Source organism: Nocardiopsis oceani (assembly GCF_054777395.1).
Genome location: NZ_BAAHAR010000031.1, coordinates 1 through 26,937, shown reverse-complemented (window position 1 = coordinate 26,937; position 26,937 = coordinate 1). Strand labels below are relative to the sequence as shown.

Here is a 26,937-nt window from a genome sequence, read left to right as displayed (position 1 = left end):
AGAACAGCCCGCCCCACCTCCACACCTCCACCACCGGACTAGGGCATTTCGAGATGCGATCCCCATCCCTGATCACGGTGCTGCCCAGGCCAGGTCACGCGGCCTACCGGTGGAAACCGGGGCGGGGCGCCGCACTGGTCACGGAGTTCTCCGATGCCCTGGCTGCGCCCGGAAAGGGTGGTAGAGGGTAGAGCTGAGACGAGTACCGGAGGTCCATCCGGTCACCGATGTCCTTGACTTCCGGCGCTCAGACTGATTCTCTATGAACAAATAACCCTTTTGTTTTTATAGTCGCCGGAGGCGTCGCATGGACGTCGATCTCGTCACCGCACTCACCTCACCGAAGCGCGACAGCGCACTCGAGCGCCTGTGCGCAGGACCACCGGTCAAGACCGCCAGGTACTTCGACGGAACCGTGATCACCCTGGTCACCGGCCACGAGGAGATCATGACGGTGTTGAGCGACCCCCGGTTCAGCAACGATCCGAGTAAACAGACCAAGTTGGATTTCTCCAGCGCGGTGGGGCTCCCCGAGGACGTACGGCCCTACTTCACGGCGGCACTGGGTGCCCAGGACGCACCGGACCACACGCGCCTGCGCCGACTGGTCTCCAAAGAGTTCACCTTCCGCCGGGTGGAGCGACTCAAGCCGCGGATCCGGCAGCTCACCGACGAACTACTGGACGCGCTGCCACGGGAGGCCGACCTCGTCTCGGAGCTGGCCTACCCGCTGCCGATCCGGGTGATCTGCGAGCTCCTCGGGGTGCCCTTGGCGGACCAGGACCGCTGGCGCCAGTGGGCACGGGGGATGAGTTCCCTGGACCCGGAGACGATGGGCGCCAGTTCCCGGGGCCTGGTCGCCTACATCCGGGAGCTGGTCGCCGCCAAGCGCGCGGCCCCGGGAGAGGATCTGCTGTCCGCCCTCGTCGCACACGATGAGTTGACCGAGCACGAGATTGTGTCGCTGTCCCTGAGCATCCTGCTCGCCGGGCACGAGACCACCGTCGCGATGATCGCCGGCGGTGTGCTGATGCTGCTGAACCACCCCGAGCAGCGAGAGCGGCTGACCACCGACCCGGAGTCCGTGGCCGAGGCGGTGGAGGAGTTCCTGCGTTACAACGGGGCCGCGGACGCGGGGGTGTTCCGCTACACCTTGGAGCCGGTGGAGCTGGGAGGCACCACCATCCCCGCCGACGAGCCGGTGATGCCCCTGTACTTCGCGGGCAACCGGGACCCTCGGAAATACCCACAGCCGTTCGAGCTGCGACTGGACCGCGGACATGCCGACCACCTCGCCTTCGGGCACGGCATGCACTACTGCCTCGGCGCCGCGCTGGCCCGTGCAGAGCTGCGGATCGTCTTCACCGAGCTGCTGCGCCGTTTCCCCGGCCTCGCCCTCGCACACCCTGAGGAGCCGCCCACCTGGCGGCCCGGCCCGTCGCGGGCGCTGGACACCCTCCACGTGCGACTGCGCTGACCACCTGAGTACCCGAAACCCCGAGCGATCACGCTGCCAAGGAGAGGAAGACACCCGTGCCGCCCACGTTCACCCCGAAGGAAAGGGAGCGCGTCACCGGCCTCCTCCTGGAGACGGGCCTTCGGTTGTTCACGACGCAAGGCCTGCGCAAGACCTCCCTGGCGGAGCTCGTCGCCCCGGCGGGTATCGCCAAGAGCAGCTTCTACGTCTTCTTCGACTCCAAGGAGGCCCTGTACCTCACGCTCATGGAACGCCGGACGGGCAAGGTCAGGAAGCGGGTGATCGACGACGCCCTGTTGAGCACGCCGGACACCCGGGAGGCGCTGCGCCGCTTCCTGCACGCCACGGTCGCCGAACTCTCCACCGATCCCCTCTACCGGCGCCTTGCCACCCATCCGGAGGAGATGGCCGCGGTCGCCTGGAAGGTCTCGGCGGATCCACATTCCGCGGGGCCGGACAGCCCGCTCACCGAACTGCACGCGTTCATCACCGCCCGCCAGGCCGAGGGGGAGCTGGTCGGAGCCGATCCAGCCGCGATCGTGGGGGCCATCCAGAGCGTGCTGCTGCTACCCATGAACACCGAACACCTGGCCTCTCCCGAGCACTACCCGCAGACCCTCGACCTCGTGATCGACCTCGTCGCCTCAGGGCTGACCGCCACGGAAGGTCCCGGAACATGAGAGCGCTCCTACTCACCCAAGGCACACGCGGGGACGTCCAGCCCTTGCTGGCTCTGGCCCGGGCCTTGGAGGCCTCCGGGCACACGGCCCTGGTCGCCGGTCCCGCTCACTGCGCCCGACTGGCCGCCGCCCAAGGTGTCGACTACCACCCCACCGACGACGGGGTCACCGGGCTGACGGGCGATCCGGACCTGCCCGGTGTCATGGACACCGGGCTGCGGGGGGTGCGCGGAACCGCGCAGGCGGTTCGGCTACTGCGACGCATCAAGGGGGCCACGGGCCGGGTGTATGAGGACATGGCGGACGCGGCCGAAGACGGTGCCGACATCGTCGTCCACACCGTGGGACTACCCGGCCAGCACATCGCCGAATACCTCGGGGCCCGGGCCGTGCCGGTCGCCTTGCAACCATCCTGGATCCCCACCCGCGCCTTCCCGGTCCCCGGTGCACCGTGGCCGAGGTGGGTGCCCAGCGCGTTCAACCGGCTCAGCTACCGGCTGGTCGCTCTGGCACTGCGCGGACAGCGTGGGGCGGCGCTGCGGCTGCGCCGCGAAAGGCTCGGCCTGGGCCGCCCAGGTCGGCACGTCCCGCCGGATCTGCCCGACGGCCGCCGCACCCCTCTACTGCAGGCATTCAGCCGGCATCTCCTTCCTGAGAGGGTCGATTACCCGCCAGGCGTGCACACGACCGGGTTCTGGTTTCCGCCCCCGGACGAGGACTGGACACCGTCGCCGGGGCTGGAGGACTTCCTCGAGGCGGGCGAGGCCCCCGTGTTCATCGGGTTCAGCAGCACCCCCACGAAGGACCCGGCCGCTTCGTGGCGGCTGATCACGGGAGCGGTCCGGCGGGCGGGCGTACGCGCGGTGATCGCGACGGGCTGGGGCGGTATCGCCCCGGACGGCACACACGAAGGCATTCTGGCCATCGACGAGGCACCGCACGAACGCATCTTCCCGCGCTGTGCGGCCGTGGTGCACCATGGCGGCGCGGGCACCACCGCGACAGCGCTGGCCAGTGGCCGTCCCCAGGTGGTCTGTCCCTTCTGGGGCGACCAGCCCTTCTGGGCCCAGCGGTCCTATGCCGCCGGGGCCGCCACCCCGCCCCTGCGGGGCCAGGATCTGACTGAGGGCGCACTCGCCGCCGCGATCGGCGACGCGGCGTCCGACCAGGTGATGGCCTCCACCGCGGAACGGATAAGAGCCCGGGTGCGGCAGGAGGAGGGGGTGGCCGGCGCGGTGCGCTTCCTGGAGGACGCGGCGGCGAGTGCCCCACCCCACAGCGGTGGGTGAAGGAGGCGGGGCCGTCTCGCGTCTGTCTCAGACGGGCAGGTCCCGTCGGCGCAGCGCCCACACCCCCGCGGCCAGGAGCGCGGCGGCCAGCACCATGAGCAGCGGGTAGGTTGCAGCTGTCTCCCGGTAGAAGGGGTTGACGTGCGCGAAAGGTGAGAGCAGTAGGAACAGCAGCTCCGGCACCAGGCCGATCTTCACCGCGATCTCGGTCACGATGCCCACACCGAGCGCGGTCCAGCCGACCGCCGCGCTCAGGCGCGGCACCAGCCCTTGGACCAAGACGGTCGCCCCGACCACGACCCACACGGCCGGTGCCAAGGACAGGGTCAACACGGTGAACCGAGCGATGTCAGCGCCCGTCTGTCCTCCGGCGAGCCCGGAACCCAGACCGACGGACGTCCCCAGGGCCGCCAGCAGCACGACCGGAGCAGCCAAGGCCGCGCCCACGTGTGCCACGGCCCAAGCACTGCGCCCGGTCGGCCCGGACAGTAGTAATTCGGCCGTGCCCGCGGTCTCCTCCCGGCGGATGCGCAGCGCCGTGAACAGCGCATGCGCGGCGACCGGGAAGACGAACACGAAGATGACGTAAGTGAAGAAGGTGTCCGCTGGAGCCACGCCCATTTCGGAGGCCATGGCACGCACCCACGGCATGTCCGCGTACTCGGCCATCGCCCCGGTCCCGACGTAGCCCATCGCCAGTCCCATGGTTGTGACGGCCACCGCCCACCCGGCTAGCGGGGCGCGATCCAATCGCCAGGTCAGTGCCGATACCGACCGCAGCCACCCGGCTCCCCGCGCACGGCCGGGACGCTGCGGCAACACACCCACTCCCAGATCGCGCCGGTCGGCCAGGACGAATGCCGCGGCCACGGTCAGCAAGATCCAGGCCAGGGCGGGGAGCAGTACCCACCACTGTTCGTCGGCGAAGGGGCGCAGGTTCTCCCACCACCCCTGCGGCACCAACCAGGTCATCCAAAGTGCGCCCTCGCCCGTCATCGCGCCCAGACCTCGGAACAGGTGCAGGCAGTAGAACGCACCGAAGGCCAGACCCACCGCCCGTCCAGTGCCGGTGGTGAGCTGCGCCGCTAGAGCGGCCAGTCCCGCCCCCGTCCACACCGCCATACCGGTGACAAGGGCCAGGGCGACGGAACCGGCCACCGGCATCCCGGAGACGAGTAGTCCGCATGCGATCAGCGCGGCGAGTACGACACCCGCGCTCAGAGCGATGGTCAGCGCCGCGGCCAGGTCCGCGTGCCGCCCCAGGGGCAGCCCGCCGAGCAGTTCGCGCCGACCGGAGGATTCCTCCGCTCGGGTGCCCCGCACGACCAGCAGCACCGCACCCAAGGCCGCGCACATCGTGCCGACCGCGAAGGCCTGCTGTGCCGCCAAGGCCTCGGCGGTGTCGGCGAAGGCCCTGCCCTGGAACAGGACGAACATCGGCACAGTCTGGAGCTGCTCCCACCTCTCCTGCCGGTCCTGGGCCGTGGGATAGGTGATCTCGGCCGCGGCCACCCCGCCCAGGACGCCCCCGGCGGTGACGGCCGTCCAGACCGCGATCAGGAACCGGTCGCGGCGCAGTGCCAAGCGGGCCAGGTGCCCCGTGCCCAGAAGCGGGCCGGGCCGCCGACCCGGTCGAGCCACCCTCGTGGTGCCGGGCCTGCTCGCCGGGCTCGTGGGGGCGTTCATCGTGTCTCCCCGACAGCGGCACCGTCACGGGCGTCCGCGGCGTAGTGGCGCAGGAACAGCTCTTCAAGGGTGGGTGGTCCGGCGGCGAGGTCGCGCACACCCACCCTGGCCAGGTGAGCGAACAGCGTGTCCAGGGCACCCGGGTCGGCGTGCAGGCGCACACGCGCGCCGTCCTCCGATACCTCGTGCACCCCGGGCAAGTCGGCGAGCCCGTCGGGGGAACCGGTGAGTTCGGCGGTGACGGTAATCCTGGACAGGTGGCGTAGTTCGGCCAGGGTCCCGCTCTCCGCCGTGCGCCCGGCGCGAATGATGCTCACCCGGTCACAGAGCGCCTCGACCTCGGAGAGGATGTGGCTGGACAGCAGGACAGTACGTCCGCGGTCCCGCTCCTCGGCGACGGTCTGCCGGAAGACCGACTCCATGAGCGGATCGAGCCCGGAGGTGGGTTCGTCCAGCACCAGTAGTTCGGTGTCGGCGGCCAACGCTGCCACCAAGGCGACCTTCTGCCGGTTGCCCTTGGAGTAGGCGCGCCCTTTGGTGCGAAGGTCCAGGTCGAAGCGGTCCGCGAGTTCGGCGCTGCGCCTGGGATCGGCACCGCCGCGGATCCGGCCCAGCAGGTCCAGGATCTCGCCGCCGGACAGGCCCGGCCAGAGGGTGACGTCACCGGGGACGTAGGCCAGACGGTGGTGGAGTTCGGCCGCCTCGTGCCAGGGGTCTCCGCCCAGCAGACGGACGGTACCGGCACTGGCACGCATCAGGCCGAGCAGGATACGCAGGGTCGTAGTCTTCCCGACCCCGTTCGGCCCAAGGAAGCCGTGGACCTCCCCGGTGGCCACGTTGAGGTCCAGGCCGTCCAGCGCGGTGGTGGCTCCGAAGCGCTTGACGAGCCCGGTGATCTCCAACGCGCTGGCGGTCGTGCTCATCCTCCCTCCCTGTGGCGAGGATCCGTAGGTGCGCCGGTGTGAGTTCCGGTATCGCTCAGGGAGCCGGTGATCTTCCGGCCCTGGTCGTGTTCGAAGAAGTCGGACACGGATGTGTAGACGGCGGCCATGGCAAGACCCACCCGCGGGGCGTGTTCGGGATCAAGGGTGTCGGCCTCCATCCGCCTGGACAGGTGGGTGTGCAGGACCAAGGGCCCCAGATGCATGGCCCCCATGACCGCGGCGGCGTCCCGGACGGCCTCGGAACCCGGGGGGAAGCGGTCGGGCCACCGTTCGGACAGGAAGCGCTCGGCGAGATCGGCGCCCGCCTCGAACAACCCGTCAGCCGACACCGACCCCTCCACCAGGGCACGGGCCAGGTACCGGGAGCTGGCCTGGCTGGAGAGGTACATCGAAGTGGCGAACCCCGGTTCGGAGACCCCTTCTTCCAGCGCCCGGTGGGCCTGATCGAGCAGGGTGCCGACCGCATGGGCGTCGCAGGCCTCGCGCAGCCCTTCCTTGGATCCGAAGTGGTGGCGGATCAGGCCAGTGGAGACGTCGGCCTCGGCGGCGATCAGCTGCACGGTGGCACCCTTGGCGCCGTGTTCGGCGAAGACCTTCAGGGCGGCGTCGCGGATGCGGGCGCGCCCGGTGAGATCGGAGCCGGGTTCCGGTCGTGTGTTGGGGTTCATACGACAAGACTACACGCTTGTGTAGTTAATTATAAGGATGTGTAGCGCTGGGTTCCGGCACCCGGACTTCCCGTGGTGCGTTCGCGAACCGCACCGGACAGCGGTGTTACCCCGGGCCGCAGGCGGGAAGGCCTCCTCGCGGACGCGCCCCGAGCCAACACCTGACGCGGAGCCGCCCGTGACCGCAACCGGGGACACCGAGGGAAGGCTCAGGGATGGCCACACAGGACGACACAGTCATCGACCTTGGCGAGGTCCGCCGGGACACGGGGGACCTCGTGGGCGGCAAGGCGGCCAATCTCGGCGAGATGATCGCGGCCGGTGAACCCGTACCCCCCGGGTTCTGCGTCACCACGATCGCCCACGCCTCAGGGAAGGTGCCCGCCGAGGAGATCGTCCGGGCCTATGAAGCCCTGGGCGGCGGCAGAGTCGCGGTGCGCTCCAGCGCCACGGCCGAGGACCTGCCCGACGCCAGCTTCGCCGGGCAGCAGGAAACCTACCTCGACATCGAAGGTGCCGACGCCCTCGCGGACGCGGTCCGACGCTGCTGGGACTCCCTCGACAACGAGCGCGCCGTAGCCTACCGCGAGGCCAACGGCACCGACCGGGCCGAAGTGCGCATGGCTGTCGTGGTGCAGAGGATGGTGGACGCCGCCACCGCCGGCGTCATGTTCACCGCAGACCCCCTCACCGGGTCCCGAGACCGCACCGTGGTCGACGCGGTCCGCGGCCTGGGCACCGGGGTCGTTGACGGGTCGGTCGAACCAGACCGCTACGCCGTCGAAGCCGGGCGCCTCCCTAGCGACGTCGAGGGCTGTCTCACCCGTGACCAGGTGGCCACCTTGGCCGCCGCCGGACAACGGCTCCAGAAGCTGTACGGCTCTCCGCAGGACGTCGAGTGGGCCCACGACCGCGACGGGGCCCTGTGGCTGCTCCAGTCCAGACCCGTCACGACACTGTTCCCCCTGCCTCCGCAGGACCTGCCCGACCTGCCCCGCCTCTACATGGAGATCGGGCACATGCAGGGCATGCTGCGCCCCTTCACCCCCGTGGGCGTTTCGATGCTCCAGGAGGTGTGGACCCGCTGGTGGGCGGTGGCCGGGTTCCCCGCCAACACCTCCGATCGCGATCCCCTCATGGTCGACATCGGCCGACGGCTCTACATCGACATTTCCGCCTTCCTGCGCAGCGCCCCGGTCCGGCAGAGAATGGCCGCGGGCATGGAGGTGTACGGTCCGCACGTGCGGGCGGCGGTGGAGCACCTTCTCGACGACCCGCGGTTCGCACCCCGCCACGGACTGCCGTTCTCCGCGCGCACAGGGCTCGCTGTGGCCGCCGCCGTCCTTCCAGCCGCCGCGCTCGGCGTCTGCAACGCCCTGGCCCGCCCCCCGGCAGGACGGGCCCGCGCCCATGCCGCCGTGAGACGGCTGCGCGCACTGCGGGGCCCGGGATCGAAGGCGGGCGCGCGGGAGCGGCTGGACTGGGTCGCCGGGGACGCCTTCAAAGAGATGCTCGGCCCGGACCTCCTGGAGGTGATGGGCCCGGTCTTCGCCGGGATCATCACCGGCATGGTCCCGGCGGTCCTGCTCGACGGCGTCGCCACCAAGGAGGAGACCGACACCGTTCTGGGCGGCCTACCGCACAACGTCACCACCGAGATGGACCTGGCCCTGTGGCGGATCGCCGAGCGTGCGCGGGTCCACGGTGACCTGTTCGCCCGGACACCCCCTGACGAGCTCGCCACCCGATACTGGGACGGGGACCTGCCCGACATCGGGCTGGACGCCTTCCTGGACGCGTACGGGCACCGGGCCGCTGCCGAGGTGGACCTCGGTGTACCCCGATGGCGCGAGGACCCCGCCCCGATCTTCGGGTCGATCGCCAACTACCTGCGCCTGGAGGATCCCGAACAGGCTCCGGACCGCCGGTTCCAGCGGGCGGCTGCCACCGCCGAGGCCAAGCTCGCCGAACTCAGCGCCCGAGCGGTGCGTGCCCGCCCAGTGCGCGGGCGGCTCGCGGCCTTGCTCATGCGCCGCTCCCGCGAACTCACGGGTATGCGCGAGTACGCCAAGTTCGCCTGGCTGGTGCCGTTCGCAGAGATGCGCCGCCAGCTGCTCCTGGCCGGGGAGGACCTGGTCGGCAGGGGTCTGTTGGAGGAGCCGGGCGACATCGTGTTCCTGGAGATGGACGAAGCCCGATCGGCCGCAGCCACGAGCACCGACCAGCGGGCCCTGGTGGCCGACCGTCGCCGCTTCCACCAGCGCGAGCTGCGGCGCCGTTCCGTTCCAGGGACGCTTCTGACCGATGGCACGAATGTGGAGGCCACCCTGCCCGCTCCGCCCGTGGAGGCGGGCGGGCTGCCCGGGTCGCCCGCCGCGCCTGGACGCGCGGAGGGCAGGGCCAGGGTCGTTATCGACCCGAGCGGCGCCCGATTGAAACCGGGAGAGATCCTGGTGGCTCCGACCACCGACCCCGGCTGGACCCCGCTGTTCATGACCGCCGCCGGGCTGATCACGGAAACCGGTTCACCGATCGCGCACGGCCCCACGGTGGCCCGCGAGTACGGCCTCCCCGCGGTGATCTGCGTACGGAACGCCACCACCGTCATCCGGACCGGAGACCTCCTACGGATCGACGGCACAGCGGGAACCGTCACCGTGGTCGACGAGAACCCCTGAAAACCCTCCGGGAGACCACCGTGTCCCAAGCACAGCTCACCATCGCGATCACCGGGGCCAACTCTGGGATCGGTCTCCGCGCGGCCGAACAGCTGGCTGCTGACGGGCACCGTGTCCTCGCCCTGTGCCGTGACGCGGTTCGGGGCGGGACCGCGCTGGACCGTATCAACAGCCGCGCGAAGTCCCCGGCTCGGTTGGTCGTCACCGACCTCGCCGACCCAGAGTCCATCCAGGCCGCGGCGGATAAGCTCACCAGCGAGCTGGACCACCTCGACGTCCTGATCAACAACGCCGCTGTCTTCGACCAGACGATGCGCGCACCCCGGTTCACCTCTGACGGACACGAACTCTTCTGGGCCACCAACCACCTGGGGCCGCACCGACTCACCGCCGCTCTCAGCCCACTAATGGCCGCCGCTCCCAAGCCCCGCCTGGTCACGGTCGCGAGCAAGGGACTCGTCTCCATGCCGTGGGTGAAGATCCGTTTCGATGAACTCGACTCACCCCGCTGGTACAGCCCGACCCGGGCCTACTACCACGCGAAACTGGCCCAGGTCATGGCAAGCCTGCGCATCGCCCAGCACGCCCGGGGCACGGTCGACGTGGTCTGTTTACGCGTTCCGGCGGTACGGCTCGACGCCGACAGGCTGGCCGCCATGCCCTGGTTGCTTCGCACCCTGTACGCGCCGAAGAACCGGGCCGCGCTCGCACCGGACCAGCTGGCCAGGACCTACGGCCGCGTCGCCACCCGCCCGGCTCCCTGGAACGGCCGCGTTGACGCGGGGCCCGGCGATCGGAACGCCTTGCGAGGGGTCTACCGCGACGAAGGGTGCCGCCCCGTTTCCGCGCCACCGTTCGCCAACGACCAAGGAGCCCGCGAGCGCCTGTGGCAGGTCAGCCAGCAGGAGACCGGGCACCCGGAGTGGGCCTGGTGAGAAGGGGTTCGCGCCGTTCTCCGCGGATACGGGCACGGGTCAGCCTCCCTCGGGAACGGCGGGAAGCAGGCCGACCTGTCGGTAGACCGACCGCAGATACCACTCCGCTTCTGCGATGTCCAGGGGCACCGGCTGCAGAACACGGTAGATCACGGCGCCGACCATCATGTCGATGAGCGCGTCGGGCCGGACCAGCAACAGGTCGGAGAGCCCTTCCGCTGCGGGCCTGAGGACGACGATGTCGTCCCCGAGGGGGTCACGGACGGTTGCGCCGCCGCGCGGGTCGGTCGTGGGTGCCAACAGGACCCAGTGTGATCCGAGTTCGCCGTGCAGGCGGGTCCGGCTTCCGTCCTCGCGCAGGCATGCCAGGTCCGGAAACCGGTCACCCGGCTCAGTGCTTTTGGATGTCGTGAGGGGACGGCGGCCGCCCAGAGGGCCCTTGCGGTAGCTCACGCCCAGCTGGGAAGCGACAGCAGTGGCCCAGCGCTGACCGATGGCAGGTCGACGAGTGAGCAGCACGTGCTCACGCAGTACCGCGCCCTCGCCCAGTTGAAGTCTGGAGGTCGCGGTGGTCGTGTGTAGAACCGTTTCGGCCAGTGGCCGCCGCTTGGCTTGATAGGTGTCCAGCAGTGCCGACGAGGCCTTGCCGCGCAGGACGAGAGCGAGCTTCCAGACGAGGTTCTCCGCGTCCCCGATTACAGTCTTCATCCCCTGGCCGCCCATAGGCGAGTGGAGGTGCGCCGCGTCCCCCGCGATCAGGACCCGGCCGTGGCGATAGGCGTCGGCCAGCAGCCGCGTATCGGCGACCGGAGCTCCGGGGAACGCCTCGCCGACGAGCTTGCCTGTGGCGGAGTGGGCCCCGCCGACCCCCACGAGCCACCGCGCCCGAATCTGACTTCCGCTCTCCACCAAGGCGACGACCCTGTCGGATTCCTGCTGAACCTCCTCCCACCGCCTGCCCCACTCCACCGCGCCGCTCAGCTCCGCGAACCGTTCCCGTAGGGCTTCCTCAATCCGCGACTGCGGGGCGGCTGGTGCGCAGTCCGGCATCACCGAAGCGCACCACCGAGACGGGCTCGCCTGCCACGTGCACCGTGATGGTGAGCGCCGATACCGCCTCCTTCGGCAGATCCCCCAGCGCCCCAACCGGTCGAGCACCTCGGCACCCCGTGCGTGCAGGAAGTTCGCCCGCGAACTCTGCGAAGGGCCGCACGCGGAGTCGATCACCCGAACGGAGGCGCCCTGGAGTGCGAGCGCGCACGCTGCAGTCAATCCGGTGGGCCCAGCCCCCACCACCAGCACATCGATGTCGTCCATGGCCACCTCGGCCACAGATTTGAGGTCGGGATCGTGTGGGGCCGGGCACACAGCGCGAAAGAAGACCGGCGGGGACGGCATCCCGCCGGTCTGCATCGTTTCCGCCTGCGTTGGCGTTCCAGCCCCCGCATCCGGTGCCGCACCCGTCGGCGGGCCCCGGACCCGAGCCGCGGTCAGCTCTTGGTGTTGGTGGAGTACGAGTGCGCTCCGGTACCCGCGAGCTTGCCGCCGTCGACGATGAGGTACTCGTCGCGGATGGCCGAACCGGCGAACCACGACTCCAGGATCTCCCTGGTCCCCGCCGCGTAGCGGGTCTGGGCGGACAGCGAGGAACCGGAGATGTGCGGGGTCATGCCGTGGTGGGGCATGCGGCGCCACGGGTGCTCCGGACCTGGGGGCTGGGGGAACCACACGTCACCCGCGTACCCGGCGAGCTGGCCGCTCTCCAAGGCGCGGACGATGGCGTCCTGGTCGCAGATGCGGGCGCGGGCGGTGTTGATGAGGTAGGCGCCGCGCTTCATGGTGGCGAGGAGGCGGTCGTCGAAGAGCCCTTCGGTCTCGGGGTGCAGCGGCGCGTTGATGGTCACGACGTCGCAGACGGGCACCATCTCCTCGGCGCTGGCGTGGAAGGTGAGGTTCAGTTCCTCCTCGACCTCGCGCGGCAGGCGGTGCCGGTCGGTGTAGTGCAGGTTCACGTCGAAGGGGGCCAGCCTGCGCAGGACCGCCAGGCCGATGCGGCCGGAGGCCACCGTGCCCACGTGCATGCCCTCCAGGTCGTAGGAGCGCTCCACGGAGTCGGCGATGTTCCAGCCGCCGTCGAGCACCCAGTTGTGGGCGGGCAAGTAGTTGCGCACCAGGGACAGGATCATCATGACCACGTGCTCGGCCACGCTGATGCTGTTGCAGTAGGTGACCTCGGCGACGGTGACGCCGTGCTCGATGGCGGCGTCCAGGTCGACGTGGTCGGAGCCGATGCCCGCGGTGACGGCCAGCTTGAGCTTGGGCGCGCGGGCGATGCGCTCGGCGGTGAGGTAGGCGGGCCAGAAGGGCTGTGAGATGACGACGTCGGCGTCGGGCAGCTCGCGGTCGAAGACCGAGTCGGCCCCCTCTTTGTCCGAGGTCACGACCAGGGTGTGTCCCTGGCTCTCGAGGAACCTGCGGAGTCCGAGTTCCCCGGAAACGCTGCCCAGCAGCTCTCCGGGGGTGAAGTCGATGTCGCTCGGGGTGGGCAGGGTCTGGCCGTCGGGGTACTGGTCGATGCGGGGCAGTCCGTCGCGGGCGTAGGTTTCGGGTTGGCCGCTGACCGGGTCTGCATACAGTACACAGAGAATCTTCGCCATGGTGTCCTCCGCTGTGGCGTTGCGGGGTGGGTACACCTCCAGGCTCACCCGCCCGCCGGCCGACGGTCAAAGCGAAAGTACCTATGCGGCGATAGCCCCCGCCTATGCGCCCCGCTCAGGCGCCCGCGGTGCCGGTACGCCGAGCCGGGTGTCGGCGCGCCTTGCCAGGTGCCGCTGGAGCAGGCGCTCCAGGTCACCGCGCACGTCCAGCCACCGAACGACCTCCAACAGCGCGCCCGCCAGCAGCGACCCTGGGTCGCGATCCGCCACGACCAGGCCGACCCTCGGGAACCTGCCGGGATCCGCCATCCGCACGAGGCACATGCCCTCGGGCACCCCGAACATGTTCAGCCAGGCGTGGGAGACCACACTCGACCACTGCCGCGTGGCCACGTGCGCGTAGAGCGCCGCGACCGTGTCGGTCTCGATCGCCGGGACCGCGGCGGCGCCCGCCTCGGCGAAGAAGCCGTCGAGGATGCGCCGGTTGCGCATGTCCGGGGTGAGCATGCACAGCGGCAGTTCGGCGGCCTCGGCCCAGCGCACCGTGCCTCGGTCGGCGAACCTGCCGTGCAGCGGGGTGAGGAGCAGGTAGCGCTCCTCGTACAGCGGTGTGATCCGCACGTCGCCCACCTCGCCGTCGTCGACGTAGGTGACGGCAGCGTCGAGGTCGAACTCCCCGAGCCGACGGGAGATCTCCTGCGACGGAAGCGATTCGAGCGCCACCCCGGCGTCCGGGTGGCGCTCGCAGAAGGGGGTGGTGAGCAGGGGCGCCACAGGGAGGGCCGTCGGGATCGCCCCCACGCGCAGTACCCCGGACAGGCTGCCCGCCATGGAGGACAGGTCCTCGTGCAGGGCGTCGCACTCGGCGAGGATGCGGTGCGCCCACCACAGGACGCGCTCCCCCTCCTTCGTGAGCCCCTCGTAGCGGCGGCCCCGGTGCACGATGGACACGCCGAGGTCGCGCTCCAGCTTGCTGATCCCGGCCGAGAGCGAGGGCTGGGAGACGTGGCAGGCGTCCGCCGCCCGTGCGAAGTGCCCCTCTCGGGCGAGCGCGGACAGGTACTCCATCTGGCGCAGGAGTACCGAGGAGGCCCGGCTGCCCATGCGCCCGTCCGTGGTGGTCACCCCGTCATAGCTCCTCTTCTCCGCCCGCGTACTCGTTGTAGGTCAGCCGGGTCCGTTCGGTGTGTTGGTTCATCAGCGCGGTGGCCGCGTTGACGTCGCGCGACTCGATGGCCCAGAGGAGCTCCTCGTGCTCGTCCCACGAGGCGGAGCCCCGGATACGGGCGACGGGGGTGTAGTACCAGCGCACCCGGCGATCGACCTGGGCGGCCAGTTCGGTGAGCACCTTGTTGCCGGAGGCGACGGTGATGGTGCGGTGGAACTCGGCGTTCAGCCGGACCACGGCCTCGGTGTCGCCCGTCTCGGTCGCCCCCCGGCCCGTGGTCACCAGCTCCTTGAGGTGGGCGATCTGCTCTTCCGTGGCGTTCTCCGCAGCCAGCCGGGCGGACTCGGTCTCCAGCAGGGAGCGGACCACCAGCAGCTGGTCGGCCTCGGTCTCGGTGGGCGTGTGCACGAACGCCCCGTAGCCGGGATGCAGGTCCACCCACCCCTCGTTGCTCAACCGCTGCATCGCTTCACGCACCGGCTGGCGGGAGACCCCGAGCTGCTCGGCGAGTTCGGTCTCCACCAGGTGCTGCCCCGGGGACAGCGCCCGGGTGGTGATGAGGTCGAGGATCGCTTCGTAGACGGCCTCACGTAGAGGCACGGGCCTCTGGATCCTGCCTGCGGCGGGTTTCAGCCCCTGCGTTGACATGGGACGGCTCCTGGTCTCTCAGATCTGGGGTTTTCTCAGAAGTGTAGACAGTGTACGAAATCCTTTCCGGATCACCCCGGCAGTTCCACCAACTCGACCCTCCCCCAGCCCCTGCGGGGCGGCACGACCGCGTACCCGTCGGCCACCCCGGCGGCGCGCAGATCGGCCGGCCCGCTGTGCGGCACGGGCGCGGCCAGGTCCCGACTGACCCGCACCGGGACCAGGGTGGTCTCGTGCGCGCGCGCCCGGGGCGCCCCGACCAGGCGGACCCTGCGCCCGGTGTGCGCGGGGTCGGGGCGGCCGGTGATCCCGCTCAGGAGCGGGACCAGCAGGGTGAGCGCGGCGACCAGCGCGGCGTTCGGGTTGCCAGGAAGACCGACGACGAAGGTGCCTGACTCCAGGGAGGCCAGCAGCTGTGGATGGCCGGGCCGGCAGGCCACCCCGTCGATTCGGACCTGGGCACCCGCGTCGTCGAGCGCCCCGCGCAGGTGGTCGGCCGGACCGGCCGAGGAAGCGCCGCACACCACGATCACGTCGGCGGTCCGACCCCCTTCCAGTGCGGCCAGCATCGCGGGGCGGTCGTCACCGATCAGGGTGGTTTCCTCCAGGGCACCTCCGGCCCAGGCCACCAGGCCGGGCAGCACGGGCCCGATCGCGTCCCGGACCGTCCCCGGCGCGGGGACCCCGTGCTGGGCGACCTCGTCCCCGGTGACCAGGGCGCGGACCACCGGGCGCACCACCGGGATCGTGTCCCGTCCCAGGCTGGCCGCCAGCCCCAGCAGCGCCGGGGTGACCGGTGAACCGCCCGGGGCGACCAGCGCGCCGGTCGGGGTGGTCTCGCCCCGGCGCCGGACGTGCCGCCCCGGCTCGGCTTCGCCCCGCAGGCCGCCACCGTCGACGGCGGCCTGTTCGTACGGGATCACGGAGTCCGTGCCGAGAGGGACGACGGCCCCGGTGGCCACCTCCACCGCCTCGCCCGCTCGCAGCCGGTCCACCGGCCCGCGGTGCCCCGCGAGGGCGTGCCCCCGCAGCGCCCAGGGTCCGCGGCCGGCGACCGCGTAGCCGTCCATGGCCGCGCTGTCGAGGGAGGGTACGTCGATGTCGGAAACGAGGTCCTCGCTGAGGGTGGCTCCGAGCGCCGCTGCCAGCGGTACCTCGACGCCGGACACCTCGGCGCCCTGCGCGAACGCCTGGGCCGCACTGCGCGCCAGGTGCCAGGGTTCGGGGGTGTAGGGGCGCGGCTCAGTGGGAAAGATCGGCGAAGTTCTCGAAAGGCTCCGGTCGGACATCTCTTCTCACCTCTGGGGGGTGTGGCCGGGCACGAAAGAGAAGCATACTGTATACAGTATGGAGAAAGAAGGTGTACCTATGCGAATCGCAGTTCTGGGCGCCGGCGCGATCGGAGCCTACGTGGGCGCGGCACTCCACCGGGGAGGGGCCGACGTCCACCTGATCGCCCGCGGACCGCACCTGCGCGCCATGCGCGAGCACGGCGTGCAGGTCCTGAGCGACCGCGGTGACTTCACCGTGCGCCCCCACGTGACCGACGACCCATCCGAAGTCGGACCCGTCGACTTCATCTTCCTCGGACTCAAGGCACAGCACTACGCGAGCAGCGCGGCCATGCTGCGGCCCATGCTCGGCCCCAACACAGCCGTGGTCGCCGCGCAGAACGGCATCCCCTGGTGGTACTTCCACGGGGTGGACGGCCCCCTCGAGGGCCGCAGGATCGAAAGCGTCGACCCCGGGGGCTCCGTCAGCCGGGCCATCCCGGTCGAGCGCGCCATCGGCTGCGTCGTCTACGCCGCCACCGAACTCGAAGGCCCGGGCGTCGTGCGCCACATGGAGGGCACCCGCTTCTCGATCGGCGAGCCGGACGGCTCGGACTCCCAGCGCTGCCGGGACTTCCAGGCCGCCATGACCGCCGGCGGCCTCAAGTGCCCGGTCGAGGCGGACCTGCGCGAGGACATCTGGGTCAAGCTCATGGGCAACATCGTCTTCAACCCCCTGAGCGCCCTGACCCGGTCGACGATGGCGCAGATCTGCCACAACCGCTCCACCCGCGGCCTGGCCCGCACCATGATGGCCGAGACCCTGGACGTGGCCTCCCGGCTCGGCGTGCACACGGGGATCTCCATCGACCGCCGCCTGGCCGGGGCGGAGCGGGCCGGGGACCACCGGACCTCAACCCTCCACGACCTGGAGCGGAACCGTCCGATGGAACTGGAGGTCATCCTGTCCGCGGTGGTGGAACTGGCCGACCTGACCGGGGCGGACGTGCCCGCCCTGCGCGCGGTCGACTCGGTGGCCTCGCTCCTCAACGCCCGCATGCTCGACCTGCCCGCCGTGGGGACGCCGGCTCCGGCCCCCGCCGAGGCCACCAGCGGCTGAGGCCGCACCCCAGCTATTGACGGAAACACGGCGGCAACAAATACTGTATTCAATATTCATGTAAGCGTCGCCTCCCGTCGCCCCACCGCAGTGCACACGCCGAGGCAGGAGATCCCTGACCCCGCTCCCGACCCCGGCACGACCTAGCGAGGCCCCATGCGCTCCAAGGCGTCAAGCACACCCATGACCCGACTCACCCAGCCCCTCGTCCGCGAGGACGGCGAGCTGCGCCCCGCCTCCTGGGAGGAGGCGCTGAGCCGAGCCGCCGCCGGCTTCCGCGACGGCGTGGACCGGCACGGGCCGAACTCCTTCGGCATGCTCTCGTGCGCCCGCGCCACCAACGAGATGAACTTCATGGCCCAGAAGTTCACGCGGGCGGTCATCGGCACCAACAACGTCGACTCCTGCAACCGCACCTGCCACGCGCCCAGCGTCGCCGGTCTGGCGGCGGCGTTCGGTTCCGGCGGAGGCACGTCCTCGTACGCCGAGATCGAGGACACCGACCTGATCGTGGTGTGGGGCGGCAACCCCCGCTTCGCGCACCCGATCTTCTTCCAGCACGTGCTCAAGGGGGTCCGCAACGGCGCCAAGCTGTTCGTGATCGACCCCCGGCGCACCTCCACCGCCGAGTGGGCCGACCGCTGGCTCGGCCTGAACGTGGGCACGGACATCCCGCTCGCCCACGCCGTCGGCCGGGAGATCCTGCACTCCGGGCTGGCCAACGAGACCTTCCTCAAGCGCGCCACCAGCGGCCTCGAGGAGTACCGCAAGCTGGTCGAACCCTGGACCCTCTCCGCCGCCGAAGCCGAGACCGGCGTCCCCGCCGAAGCGATCCGCGAACTCGCGCACTCCTACGCGCTCGCCGACCGCGCCCAGCTGTGCTGGACCCTCGGTATCACCGAGCACCACAACGCCACCGACAACGTCCGCTCGCTGATCAACCTCTCACTGCTCACCGGGCACGTCGGGCGCCACGGCGCCGGGCTGAACCCGCTGCGCGGGCAGAACAACGTGCAGGGCGGCGGCGACATGGGCGCGATCCCGGACCGCCTGGCCGGTTTCCAGAACATCCTGGACGACGAGATCCGCGCACCCTTCGAACAGGCCTGGGGCCGCTCCATCCAAGGCAGCAAGGGCAAAAACCTCACGCAGATGTTCGAGGCCATGGAGGAGGGCGAGCTCAAGACGCTCTACGTGATCGGCGAGAACCCCGTCCAGTCCGAGCCTGAGACGCACAAGACCACCAGTCGGCTGCGCAACCTCGACCACCTGGTCGTGCAGGACATCTTCCTCACCCGGACCGCCGAACTGGCCGACGTGGTGTTCCCGGCCAGCGCGTCCTGGTGCGAGTCCGACGGGACCTTCACCAACAGCGAGCGCCGCGTGCAGCTCGTCCGCAAGGCCCTGGACCCGCCCGAGGGGGCACGCGACGACATCGACATCCTGTGCGACATGGCCTCCCGGCTCGGCACCGACTGGGGCAGGCCGTCGGCGGAGGAGATCTGGGACGAACTGCGGTCGCTGTCCCCCATCCACCGGGGCATGAGCTACGCGCACCTGGCCGAACGCCAGGGCATCCAGTGGCCCTGTTACTCCGAGGACGCCGTCGAGCCCAGCTTCCTGCACGCGCGGCTGTGGTCGGAGGATCCGGAGGAGCGCGGCGAACCCGCTCCCTTCGGGATCGTGGGGCACTCGCCCCCGGTGGACCTCTTGGACGAGGACTACCCCTTCCGGCTCACGACCGGGCGCCGACTGGACGACTACAACACGGGCGTGCAGACCTCGGGCTTCTCCTCGCCGATGCGCCGGGGCGAGCTGCTGGACCTCTCCCCGGAGGACGCCGACAAACTCGGGATCCGCGACGGGGAAACGGTCCGGGTGTCGTCGCGCCGCGGGTCGGTGCTGGTTCCGGCCTCGGTCACCGATGCCATGCGGCCGGGGCTGGTGTTCATGACCTTCCACTTCCCGGACCAGGTCGACACCCAGCTGCTGACCATCGACGCCACCGACCCCATCGCCGGAACCGCGGAGTACAAGGCGGCGGCGGTACACATCGAGCGTGTGGAAGAGGGTGCGGTCACCACCGAAGAACTGATGACGTCCTGACGGCCCGCAGACAGCCCGTGACTGACGACCCGTGACCGACGCCGGGCCGCCGACCGCTGACACCCGGTCCGGCGGCGGCCCGGCAGCGGGTTTGACCGGTGGTGGGTCGGCCCGTCTCCCCAGCCCTTGAGCGGAGACGGTCCGGCCCGTCGCGCCTGGTCACGGCCGCACCGCGGGTGACCGGGCACCACCGGAGCGGATTGATATCGCTTCAGGAGCGAGGGTTGTCAATCCGACACCTGGAGCTTACCGTTTTCTGCATACAGAATACTGTGATCTGCCTTACAGGCGAGACAACAGGCGATACGAGGTGATCGAAGCGTGGACCTGCTATTCCGGGACGAGCCACCCACCGAGGCCGAGCGTGCGGCGGTCGAGAGTGTGCTCGGCCCACCCGCGTCCGGCTGGGAAGGCGGGATCCGGCAGGACTCGGACCTGCGCTACGCGGAGGGCGGGCACGAAGCCCGTGGCCGCCGCGACCTCCTGCTCCCCGCCCTGCACGCGGTCAACGACCGGATCGGCTGGATCAGCGAGGGGGCCCTCGACCACATCTGCCGCAGGCTGACCGTGCCCCCGGCCGAGGCCTACGCCGTGGCGACCTTCTACGCGCTGTTCGCCATGCACAAGCGCCCCCGGCGGGTCCTGCACCTGTGCACCGACATCGCCTGCGCGGCCTCCGGCTCCGGCAAACTGCGCGACCGGCTCGCCGAGCGGCTCGGGCCGGCCGGCGCAGAGGAAGGCGCAGAGGACGGCGCCACCACGTGGCACGAGAGCCCCTGCCTCGGGGTGTGCGAGCGCGCACCCGCCGCGCTGGCCCTGGAGGCCGGGAACCAGCCCCGCTACGCGCTCGCCGCCCCCGCAGAGGCCGCCGACGTGGACGCGCTGGCCGAGGCCAACGACCTGGGCCCGGAGGCCACGGGGCCCAACGGAACCCCCCTCCCGCGCCACGACACGACCTTCGCCACCGAACCGCTGGCCGGGCCCTCCCCCGAGCCACCGGTCCGGGAGGCGGTACCCGACGCGGGCGACCCCTCGCACGTCCTGCTCCGCCGGATCGGCAAGGTGGACCCGCTCAGCCTCGACGACTACCGCGCCGAAGGCGGGTACGCCGCTCTGCGCGAGGCCCTGCGCCTGGGGCCGGCCGGGGTCATCCGCGAAGTGACCGACTCGGGCCTCCTCGGCCGGGGCGGCGCCGCTTTCCCCACCGGGCGCAAGTGGCAGGCCACCGCCTCCCAGCTCGACACCCCGCACTACCTGATCTGCAACGCCGACGAGAGCGAGCCCGGCACCTTCAAGGACCGCGTACTCATGGAGGGCGACCCGTTCGCCCTGGTGGAGGCTATGACCATCGCCGGGTACGCGACCGGTGCCCAGCTCGGATACCTCTACATCCGGGGCGAGTACCCGAGGGCGCTCAACCACCTGGAGAACGCCATCGCCCAGGCCCGCGAACGCGGTTTCCTCGGCGAGGACATCCTCGGCTCCGGGCTCACCTTCGACATCGAGATCCGGCGCGGCGCCGGCGCCTACATCTGCGGCGAGGAGACCGCGATCTTCGGGTCCATCGAGGGCGAGCGGGGCGAACCCCGCGCCAAGCCGCCCTTCCCCGTGGAGAAGGGCCTGTTCGGCAAGCCGACCGCCGTCAACAACGTCGAGACCCTGGTCAACGTCCTGCCGATCGTGCTGAACGGCGGCGCCGCCTACGCCCAGGTCGGCACTTCCGGGTCGGCCGGACCCAAGCTCTTCTGCCTCTCCGGCTCGGTGCGCAGGCCCGGGCTCTACGAGCTCCCCTTCGGGGCCACCCTCGGCGACCTCGTCAACGCGGCCGGAGGGGTACACGAGGGCCGCAGCATCCAGGCCGTCCTGCTCGGCGGCGCGGCCGGTTCCTTCGTGCGGGGCGACGAACTCGACATCCCGCTCACCTTCGAGGGTGCCCGGGAGGCGGGCACCACCCTCGGCTCCGGCGTGGTGCTGGTCCTGGACGAGACCTGCGACCTGCCCGCGACCCTGGCCAGGGTCGCCGCCTTCTTCCGCGACGAGTCGTGCGGCCAGTGCGTGCCGTGCCGGGTCGGCACCGTGCGCCAGGAGGAGGCACTCCAGAGGATCAGCCGGGGCGGCGACCCCACCAGCGATGTGGAGCTGCTGCGCGAGGTCGGCTGGGCGATGCGCGACGCCTCGATCTGCGGCCTGGGCCAGACCGCGTGGAACGCCGTGGAGTCGGCCATCGACCGGCTCGGGCTCTTCCAGACCGACACCAGCGACGAAGGCGGCACCGGCGCCGCGAACCAGAACTTGACCAAGGAGGGCCGATGACCGCTCCCGTGTTCCTGTCCCCACCCAAGCGCCTGATCGACGCGACCATCGACGGCCAGGAGGTCCGTGTCCCCGAGGGGTCGAGCATCCTCGAAGCATGCGAGGACCGCGGCACCGAGATCCCCACCCTCTGCTACGGCGACACCCTCACCCCGCGCAACGCCTGCCGGGTGTGCGTCGTCGAGGTCGAGGGGTCGCGCACGCTCCCGCCCGCCTGCTCCCGAAAGCTGGAGCCGGGGATGAGTGTGCAGACCGACTCCGAGCGCGTACGGCACAGCCGCAAGCTGGTTCTGGAACTGCTGGGCTCCTCGGTGGACCTGTCCACCACCCCCAAGGTGCCCGAGTGGAACGAGCGCTACGAGGCCGACCCCGACCGGTTCGGCCAGCGCGCCGAACCCGCCCGGCTCGGCGAACGCGACTCCCGCCGCGCGGGCGAGCACGAGGCCGGCGACGGCAGCGTGGCCGCCACGGTCGAGCAACCCGTCAAGCGGGACAACGAGCTCTACGTGCGCGACTACTCCAAGTGCATCATGTGCTACAAGTGCGTGGACGCGTGCGGCGACCAGTGGCAGAACACTTTCGCCATCGGTGTGGCCGGGCGCGGCTTCGACACCCGGATCTCCACCGAGCACGACGCCCCGCTGCCCGACTCCGCCTGCGTGTACTGCGGCAACTGCGTGGAGGTGTGCCCGACCGGTGCGCTGTCGTTCGTCACGGAGTTCGACATGCGCGAGGCGGGCACGTGGGACGAGGAGCGCCAGACGGAGACGACGACGGTCTGTACCTACTGCGGGGTCGGTTGTAACGTGACCCTGCATGTGCAGGACAACGACATCGTCAAAGTCACCTCCCCGCACGACAACCCGATCACGCACGGCAACCTGTGCGTCAAGGGCAGATTCGGCTTCCAGCACGTACAGAACCGCGGCGACGGGTGAGGCCATGGGACGGGTCACCGTAAGGGAGAGGATCCTGCGCCTCAGGGACGGCGCCGTGAGCGAGCGCGTCGACACGCTGGTCGCGGAGGAGCCCCTGGAGATCAGGGTGAACGGCGCCCCGCTCAGCGTCACGATGCGCACCCCCGGGCACGACTTCGACCTGGCCGCCGGTTTCCTGGCCGGCGAGGGGGTGGTGCGGAGCGCCGCGGACATCCGCGCCATCCGCTACTGCGCCGGGGCCACGGAGGACGGGGTCAACACCTACAACGTCCTCGACGTCGACCTCGCCCCGGAGGTCCCGCCCCCGGACGCCTCCCTCGAACGCAATTTCTACACGACGTCGTCCTGCGGGCTGTGCGGCAAGGCCAGCCTGGACGCGGTACGGACCAAGGCCGCGTGGTCCGTGGCCGAGGACGACGTCCGCATCACCGCCGAGACCCTGACGGAACTGCCGGACCGCTTACGCGAGGCACAGCGGGTGTTCGACCGGACCGGAGGGCTGCACGCGGCCGGACTCTTCACCGAAAGCGGCGAACTCGTCGCTTTACGTGAGGACGTGGGTCGGCACAACGCCGTCGACAAGGTCGTCGGCTGGGCCGTGCGCGAGAACCGGTTGCCGCTGCGCGCCAGCGTGCTGATGGTGTCCGGCCGCGCGTCCTTCGAACTGGTGCAGAAGGCCTGGATGGCGGGCATCCCCGTGATGTCCGCGGTCTCCGCGCCCTCCTCGTTGGCCGTCGACCTCGCCCGCGAGGCGGGCAGTACCCTCGTCGGCTTTCTCCGCGGTGCATCCATGAACGTCTACGCCGGACGACAGAGAGTCCTCTTGGAGAAGGCGTTGATCCCGCCTTTGACGGCCCCAGGAGGGCTTGGACGTCCGGGACGGTAGACGCGGGCCCGCCCCGGTGCGATCCAGCCCCCCGCACCGGGCGGGCCCGACAGCTTCAAAGACCCATGGCTGAAGCCGCGGGCTCGCAGGTAGGTGCCCACCTGGGTGGTGGGGGACCTCCCGCGTCCGGCACCCTCCTACTCATCTGGAGGGGCGGGGGCGGGGGCGGGGGCGGGGGCGGGGGCGGCTGACTGGCGCCCCCGCGATCCACGCACCCTCACCCCGACAGGCGAGTTTGCGCCAAGCATCCACATCGGCGGGCAACACCGCACCACAGCCCCGGCAGACAAGTGGCTGGGAGCTTGCTGTTGGTTGCGGGGTCTGCGTGGGTGGAAGCTCCCCGCGAGAGGAAGCTCCGCGCGAGAGGAAGCTCCGCGCGAGAGGAAGCTCCGCGCGAGAGGAAGCTCCGCGCGAGAGGAAGCTCCGCGCGGGTGGGGGTTTGTTGTTGGGTGCGGGTTGCCCCGTTTCCTGCCGCTTGATGGTGGCCGTCTCCGCTGCGCGCGTCAAGGTCGTCGCCATCGAGCGCTTCGCGCGTCATTGGCGCTCCACCTTGACCCGCTTCGCTGCGACGGCGGGTCGGCGGCAGTCAGGAAACGGGGGGCGTGTGGTCGGGGTGGCGACGGGTCCGGCCTTCGGCCGGGTACTGCTCCGAGCCTGCGGCCCGGTCCGGCCGTGGCCGGCCGGGTTCCTTCCCGTGGGTCTGGTTGTGTCGGCAGGCGCGTCGCAATCTAGTGGCCAGTGGGCGACGAAGGGCCCGATCAGGCCGGGCGGGTGGCTGGGCGCGTCCCACCGGTCTTGCGGCTCGGTGGGTGGACCGGTCGGGGCGGGGTGGTGCTGTTGGACCGGTCGGGTGTGGGTTCCAGGGCATCGAACCCCCCTGCTGGAGTCATTTTGGGCACCGAGATTGCCTCCAGGGAGGGGGTTCACCGGCCCCCGGGTGCTTCTGGGCGGGGGTCGGTGTCCCGGGTGCCTCCACCGGGGGTAGCGGCCGCCCCCCGGGGGGGGGCGGTCTCGGTGTCCGAAACCGGCCCGGTGGGGGTGTCCGTTGCGTCCGAAACCGGTTGATCCCCGATGATCTTGCCCCTGTCTCAACCCTCGGCCGTCGAGGGTTGAGACAGGGGCAAGATCATCGGGGAAGGGGGAGCTGAGTCCGACCGAAAGCCCGGTGGGACGCGCTCGGCCATGCGCCCGGCCTGTTCGGGTCCTTCGTCGCCGGCTGGTCACTGGATTGCGACGCGCTGGCCGAGGAAGCCAGACGGACGGGCAGGAATCCGGCCGGACACGGCCGGAGGGCCGGGGCACCCGGCCCGGCCGGGCGAAGCCCGGCCCACCGGGCCGAAGGCCCGGGGCCCGAAGGGCCCCTTGGGGCCCCGACCACACGCCCCCGTTTCCTGACTGCCGCCGACCCGCCGTCGCAGCGAAGCGGGTCAAGGTGGAGCGCCAATGACGCGCGAAGCGCTCGATGGCGACGACCTTGACGCGCGCAGCGGAGACGGCCACCATCAAGCGGCAGGAAACGGGGCAACCCGCACCCAACAACAAACCCCCACCCAGCGAGCCCACAGCGCCCACAGAGCCCACAGCGCAAAACCCCCAGTGAACGCCTAGCTTCCTCGCCCAATATCGGTGAAAAAGGCCCCGGAAGCGGGTCACTCCGCTCCGGGGCCTCTTTTTCATGTCCCCCTCAACCGGCTGGGGTGCCTGCCCGCCCTCCGAGTCAGAACCGCCCCTCCGGGTGCAGGGAGTGGTGGGGGAAATTACCGGGCAGCCGTTCGCCCGCCGGACCGCGGGTCACCGCGTGCACCAGGAGCTCGCCGCCGACGAAGGCGCCCCGCCAGGACTCGCCCCAGCCGCCGAACAGCTCGTCCTTGTCACCTCGCGATCGGGGCCGGTTCACCCCGACCTTGAAGGCGCGGACACCGGCGGCGATCCGCTCGGCGGTGTCGACGTCGTCGCACGAGAGGGTCGCGACCAGCGCCCCGTTGCTGGCGTTCATCTCCGCGAGCAGCTCGGCCTCGGTGTCCACCAGGACGATGGAGTCGACCGGGCCGAAGGGCTCGGCGTGGAAGAGCGGTGAGGGGCGCGGCGGCTCGAGGAGGGCCACCGGGGCCACGTAGGCGTCCGCGTTCTGGCCGGGGAGCAGCCGGGCGTCGTCGAGGGAGCCGCGGTGGATCGGCACCGCTCCTCCCGCGACCGCGGCGGCGACGCGCCCGGTGAGGTCCTTGGCCTTCGAGGCGTTGATGAGCGGGCCGAAGTCGAGTTCTGGCAGGTCGTCCCCGGGCGAGTCGACCGCCAGGGGGTGACCGAACCGGACGGCGGAGACCGCGTCGAGGTAGGCCCTCAGGAACCCGTCGAAGTGGGAGCGCTGGACCACGAAGCGGGGGTAGGCGGTACAGCGCTGCTTGGCGTAGTCGAAGGTCTTGCGGATCTGGCCGGTCAGGGTGTCCCAGTCCGAGTACTCCCACACGCCCCAGCAGTTGAGGCCCTCCTGTTCGAGGATGTGGGGGCGCTCCAGGTCGGCCAGGTCAGACGCGACCCGGCCGCCCGAGTCGCGTCCGCCGACGAAGGAGACGCACCCGATCCCCGGGCCGCGCACCAGGACCGGGGACAGTTCGCGACCGCCCCCGCTGAGCAGGGTGAAGGGCAGACCCTCGCGCACGGCCAGGGCGGTGGCCAGGGTGAGGCAGACGAGTCCGCCGTCTGTGGGGGTCTTGGCGACGACGGCGTTGCCCGCCAGCGCCTGGACGCACATCGCGTGCGCGAGGACGCTCATGGGGTAGTTCCAGCTGGCGATGTTGCTGACCGGCTCCGGCAGGGCCTCCCTGCCCTCGAGCATGCGGTCGATCTCCGCGGAGTACCACTCCACGCCGGTGACGGCCCGGTCGACGTCCTGGCAGGCGAGCCGCCACGGCTTACCGATCTCCCAGACGAGCGCGAGGGCGAGGGTGTCCCGGTGCTCCCGCCAGGCGCGGACGGTGGCGTCCACCCGGCGCTTGCGTTCAGCGAGGGGGATCGTGCTCCAGGAGCGGTGCTGGCGCCCGGCCTCGGCGACGGCGGTGGCCGCGGTCCCGCGGTCGAGCAGGGGCGGTGCGGAGCAGGCGGCGCCGTCGACGGGGTTGAACGCGACCTGGGGCTCCCCGTCGTCGTGCCACTCGCCACCCCAGTGGTTGTGCACCCGGTGGGCGCCGAAAGCCTCCGGTGCGATCTCACGACAGCGGGCGTACACGGACGCCCACTCGGTCCCCGGCTTGAGCGTGCGTGTCATCGGCTGGTCGGCACCGCCCCGGCCTGGGAGGGGGTGCCCGCCTCCTCTCCGGTGCCGTTCCCGCTTCCGGGCACGAGGACGCGGGCCAGCTGGGCGGTCTCGGTCGGGGTCTTGCCGACCTTGACACCCACAGCCTCCAGAGCCTCCTTCTTGGCCGCAGCCGTACCCGAAGAACCCGACACGATGGCACCCGCATGGCCCATCGTCT

19 protein-coding genes and 1 pseudogene are annotated in these 26,937 nt (G+C 70.9%); 10 read left to right on the top strand and 10 right to left on the bottom strand.

Translation table 11 applies throughout. The annotated features are described in order from the left end of the window. The first annotated feature begins 307 nt into the window (after positions 1-307). The 3 genes from ACYVDG_RS19305 to ACYVDG_RS19295 are packed head-to-tail and all read left to right on the top strand — an operon-like array spanning position 308 to position 3,446. Positions 308-1,477: a cytochrome P450 family protein gene (locus ACYVDG_RS19305; protein WP_460754747.1), complete on the top strand. Its 1,170-nt coding sequence runs from the start codon at positions 308-310 to the stop codon at positions 1,475-1,477. Positions 1,478-1,533: 56 nt separating this feature from the next. Then, positions 1,534-2,157 carry a TetR/AcrR family transcriptional regulator gene (locus tag ACYVDG_RS19300; protein ID WP_460754745.1) on the top strand — a complete coding sequence of 208 codons (624 nt, stop codon included), beginning with the start codon at positions 1,534-1,536 and terminating at the stop codon, positions 2,155-2,157. After that, positions 2,154-3,446, top strand: a complete 1,293-nt coding sequence (locus ACYVDG_RS19295) for a nucleotide disphospho-sugar-binding domain-containing protein (RefSeq protein ID WP_460754740.1) — start codon at positions 2,154-2,156, stop codon at positions 3,444-3,446. Before ACYVDG_RS19300 ends, ACYVDG_RS19295 begins: the two co-directional genes overlap by 4 nt. 27 nt (positions 3,447-3,473) lie before the next feature. On the opposite strand, the gene ACYVDG_RS19290 is transcribed toward ACYVDG_RS19295, so the two are convergent. From ACYVDG_RS19290 to ACYVDG_RS19280, 3 genes are read right to left on the bottom strand one after another with little or no spacing between them, the layout of a single operon-like run. Then, complete coding sequence (locus tag ACYVDG_RS19290; protein ID WP_460754735.1) at positions 3,474-5,132, bottom strand: ABC transporter permease; 1,659 nt, start codon at positions 5,130-5,132, stop codon at positions 3,474-3,476. Further along, positions 5,129-6,055 carry an ABC transporter ATP-binding protein gene (locus ACYVDG_RS19285; RefSeq protein ID WP_460754729.1) on the bottom strand — a complete coding sequence of 309 codons (927 nt, stop codon included), beginning with the start codon at positions 6,053-6,055 and terminating at the stop codon, positions 5,129-5,131. The genes ACYVDG_RS19290 and ACYVDG_RS19285 overlap by 4 nt, the downstream gene beginning before the upstream one ends. Continuing rightward, a complete protein-coding gene (locus ACYVDG_RS19280; protein WP_460754724.1) occupies positions 6,052-6,744 on the bottom strand; it encodes a TetR/AcrR family transcriptional regulator in 693 nt (230 codons plus the stop codon). Before ACYVDG_RS19280 ends, ACYVDG_RS19285 begins: the two co-directional genes overlap by 4 nt. 215 nt (positions 6,745-6,959) lie before the next feature. Between ACYVDG_RS19280 and ACYVDG_RS19275 the strand changes: the two genes are divergently transcribed. Together ACYVDG_RS19275 and ACYVDG_RS19270 are read left to right on the top strand one after the other, a co-directional pair. Then, a complete protein-coding gene (locus ACYVDG_RS19275) occupies positions 6,960-9,422 on the top strand; it encodes a PEP/pyruvate-binding domain-containing protein (RefSeq protein ID WP_460754721.1) in 2,463 nt (820 codons plus the stop codon). 20 nt (positions 9,423-9,442) lie between these two features. Beyond that, on the top strand, positions 9,443-10,357 hold the full coding sequence (locus tag ACYVDG_RS19270; RefSeq protein ID WP_460754717.1) for an SDR family NAD(P)-dependent oxidoreductase: 915 nt from the start codon (positions 9,443-9,445) through the stop codon (positions 10,355-10,357). A gap of 39 nt (positions 10,358-10,396) precedes the next feature. Here ACYVDG_RS19270 and ACYVDG_RS19265 read toward each other — a convergent pair whose 3' ends face one another. The 5 genes from ACYVDG_RS19265 to ACYVDG_RS19245 all read right to left on the bottom strand — a co-directional run bounded on the left by ACYVDG_RS19265 (position 10,397) and on the right by ACYVDG_RS19245 (position 16,119). Further along, positions 10,397-11,674: an FAD-dependent oxidoreductase gene (locus tag ACYVDG_RS19265; protein WP_460754714.1), complete on the bottom strand. Its 1,278-nt coding sequence runs from the start codon at positions 11,672-11,674 to the stop codon at positions 10,397-10,399. A gap of 173 nt (positions 11,675-11,847) precedes the next feature. After that, positions 11,848-13,014 carry an NAD-dependent formate dehydrogenase gene (locus tag ACYVDG_RS19260; protein ID WP_460754711.1) on the bottom strand — a complete coding sequence of 389 codons (1,167 nt, stop codon included), beginning with the start codon at positions 13,012-13,014 and terminating at the stop codon, positions 11,848-11,850. A gap of 102 nt (positions 13,015-13,116) precedes the next feature. Beyond that, positions 13,117-14,139, bottom strand: a complete 1,023-nt coding sequence (locus ACYVDG_RS19255) for a LysR family transcriptional regulator (protein WP_460754708.1) — start codon at positions 14,137-14,139, stop codon at positions 13,117-13,119. Positions 14,140-14,143: 4 nt separating this feature from the next. After that, a complete protein-coding gene (locus tag ACYVDG_RS19250) occupies positions 14,144-14,830 on the bottom strand; it encodes a GntR family transcriptional regulator (protein ID WP_460754706.1) in 687 nt (228 codons plus the stop codon). Between the two features lie 71 nt (positions 14,831-14,901). After that, positions 14,902-16,119, bottom strand: coding sequence for a molybdopterin molybdotransferase MoeA (locus tag ACYVDG_RS19245; protein WP_460754703.1), 1,218 nt, complete (start codon positions 16,117-16,119; stop codon positions 14,902-14,904). A gap of 79 nt (positions 16,120-16,198) precedes the next feature. Here ACYVDG_RS19245 and ACYVDG_RS19240 point away from each other — a divergent pair, with 79 nt between their 5' ends. The 5 genes from ACYVDG_RS19240 to fdhD all read left to right on the top strand — a co-directional run bounded on the left by ACYVDG_RS19240 (position 16,199) and on the right by fdhD (position 23,464). Then, the gene (locus tag ACYVDG_RS19240; protein ID WP_460754700.1) at positions 16,199-17,221 is read left to right on the top strand and encodes a 2-dehydropantoate 2-reductase; all 1,023 of its coding nucleotides are present in this window, start codon (positions 16,199-16,201) and stop codon (positions 17,219-17,221) included. 156 nt (positions 17,222-17,377) lie between these two features. Continuing rightward, positions 17,378-19,327: a molybdopterin oxidoreductase family protein gene (locus ACYVDG_RS19235; RefSeq protein ID WP_460754697.1), complete on the top strand. Its 1,950-nt coding sequence runs from the start codon at positions 17,378-17,380 to the stop codon at positions 19,325-19,327. Positions 19,328-19,648: 321 nt separating this feature from the next. Continuing rightward, positions 19,649-21,640 carry an NAD(P)H-dependent oxidoreductase subunit E gene (locus tag ACYVDG_RS19230; protein ID WP_460754694.1) on the top strand — a complete coding sequence of 664 codons (1,992 nt, stop codon included), beginning with the start codon at positions 19,649-19,651 and terminating at the stop codon, positions 21,638-21,640. Next, positions 21,637-22,578, top strand: a complete 942-nt coding sequence (locus tag ACYVDG_RS19225) for a 2Fe-2S iron-sulfur cluster-binding protein (protein WP_460754690.1) — start codon at positions 21,637-21,639, stop codon at positions 22,576-22,578. Before ACYVDG_RS19230 ends, ACYVDG_RS19225 begins: the two co-directional genes overlap by 4 nt. Before the next feature lie 4 nt (positions 22,579-22,582). Then, positions 22,583-23,464 (top strand): formate dehydrogenase accessory sulfurtransferase FdhD, encoded by an 882-nt coding sequence (gene fdhD / locus ACYVDG_RS19220; RefSeq protein WP_460754686.1) that lies wholly within the window; start codon positions 22,583-22,585, stop codon positions 23,462-23,464. Positions 23,465-25,181: 1,717 nt separating this feature from the next. On the opposite strand, the gene ACYVDG_RS19215 is transcribed toward fdhD, so the two are convergent. Next, the gene (locus ACYVDG_RS19215; protein WP_460754684.1) at positions 25,182-26,729 is read right to left on the bottom strand and encodes an aldehyde dehydrogenase family protein; all 1,548 of its coding nucleotides are present in this window, start codon (positions 26,727-26,729) and stop codon (positions 25,182-25,184) included. Next, a pseudogene (locus ACYVDG_RS19210) lies at positions 26,726-26,937 on the bottom strand (succinate--CoA ligase subunit alpha); the annotation flags it as partial. The pseudogene ACYVDG_RS19210 and the gene ACYVDG_RS19215, both read right to left, overlap by 4 nt.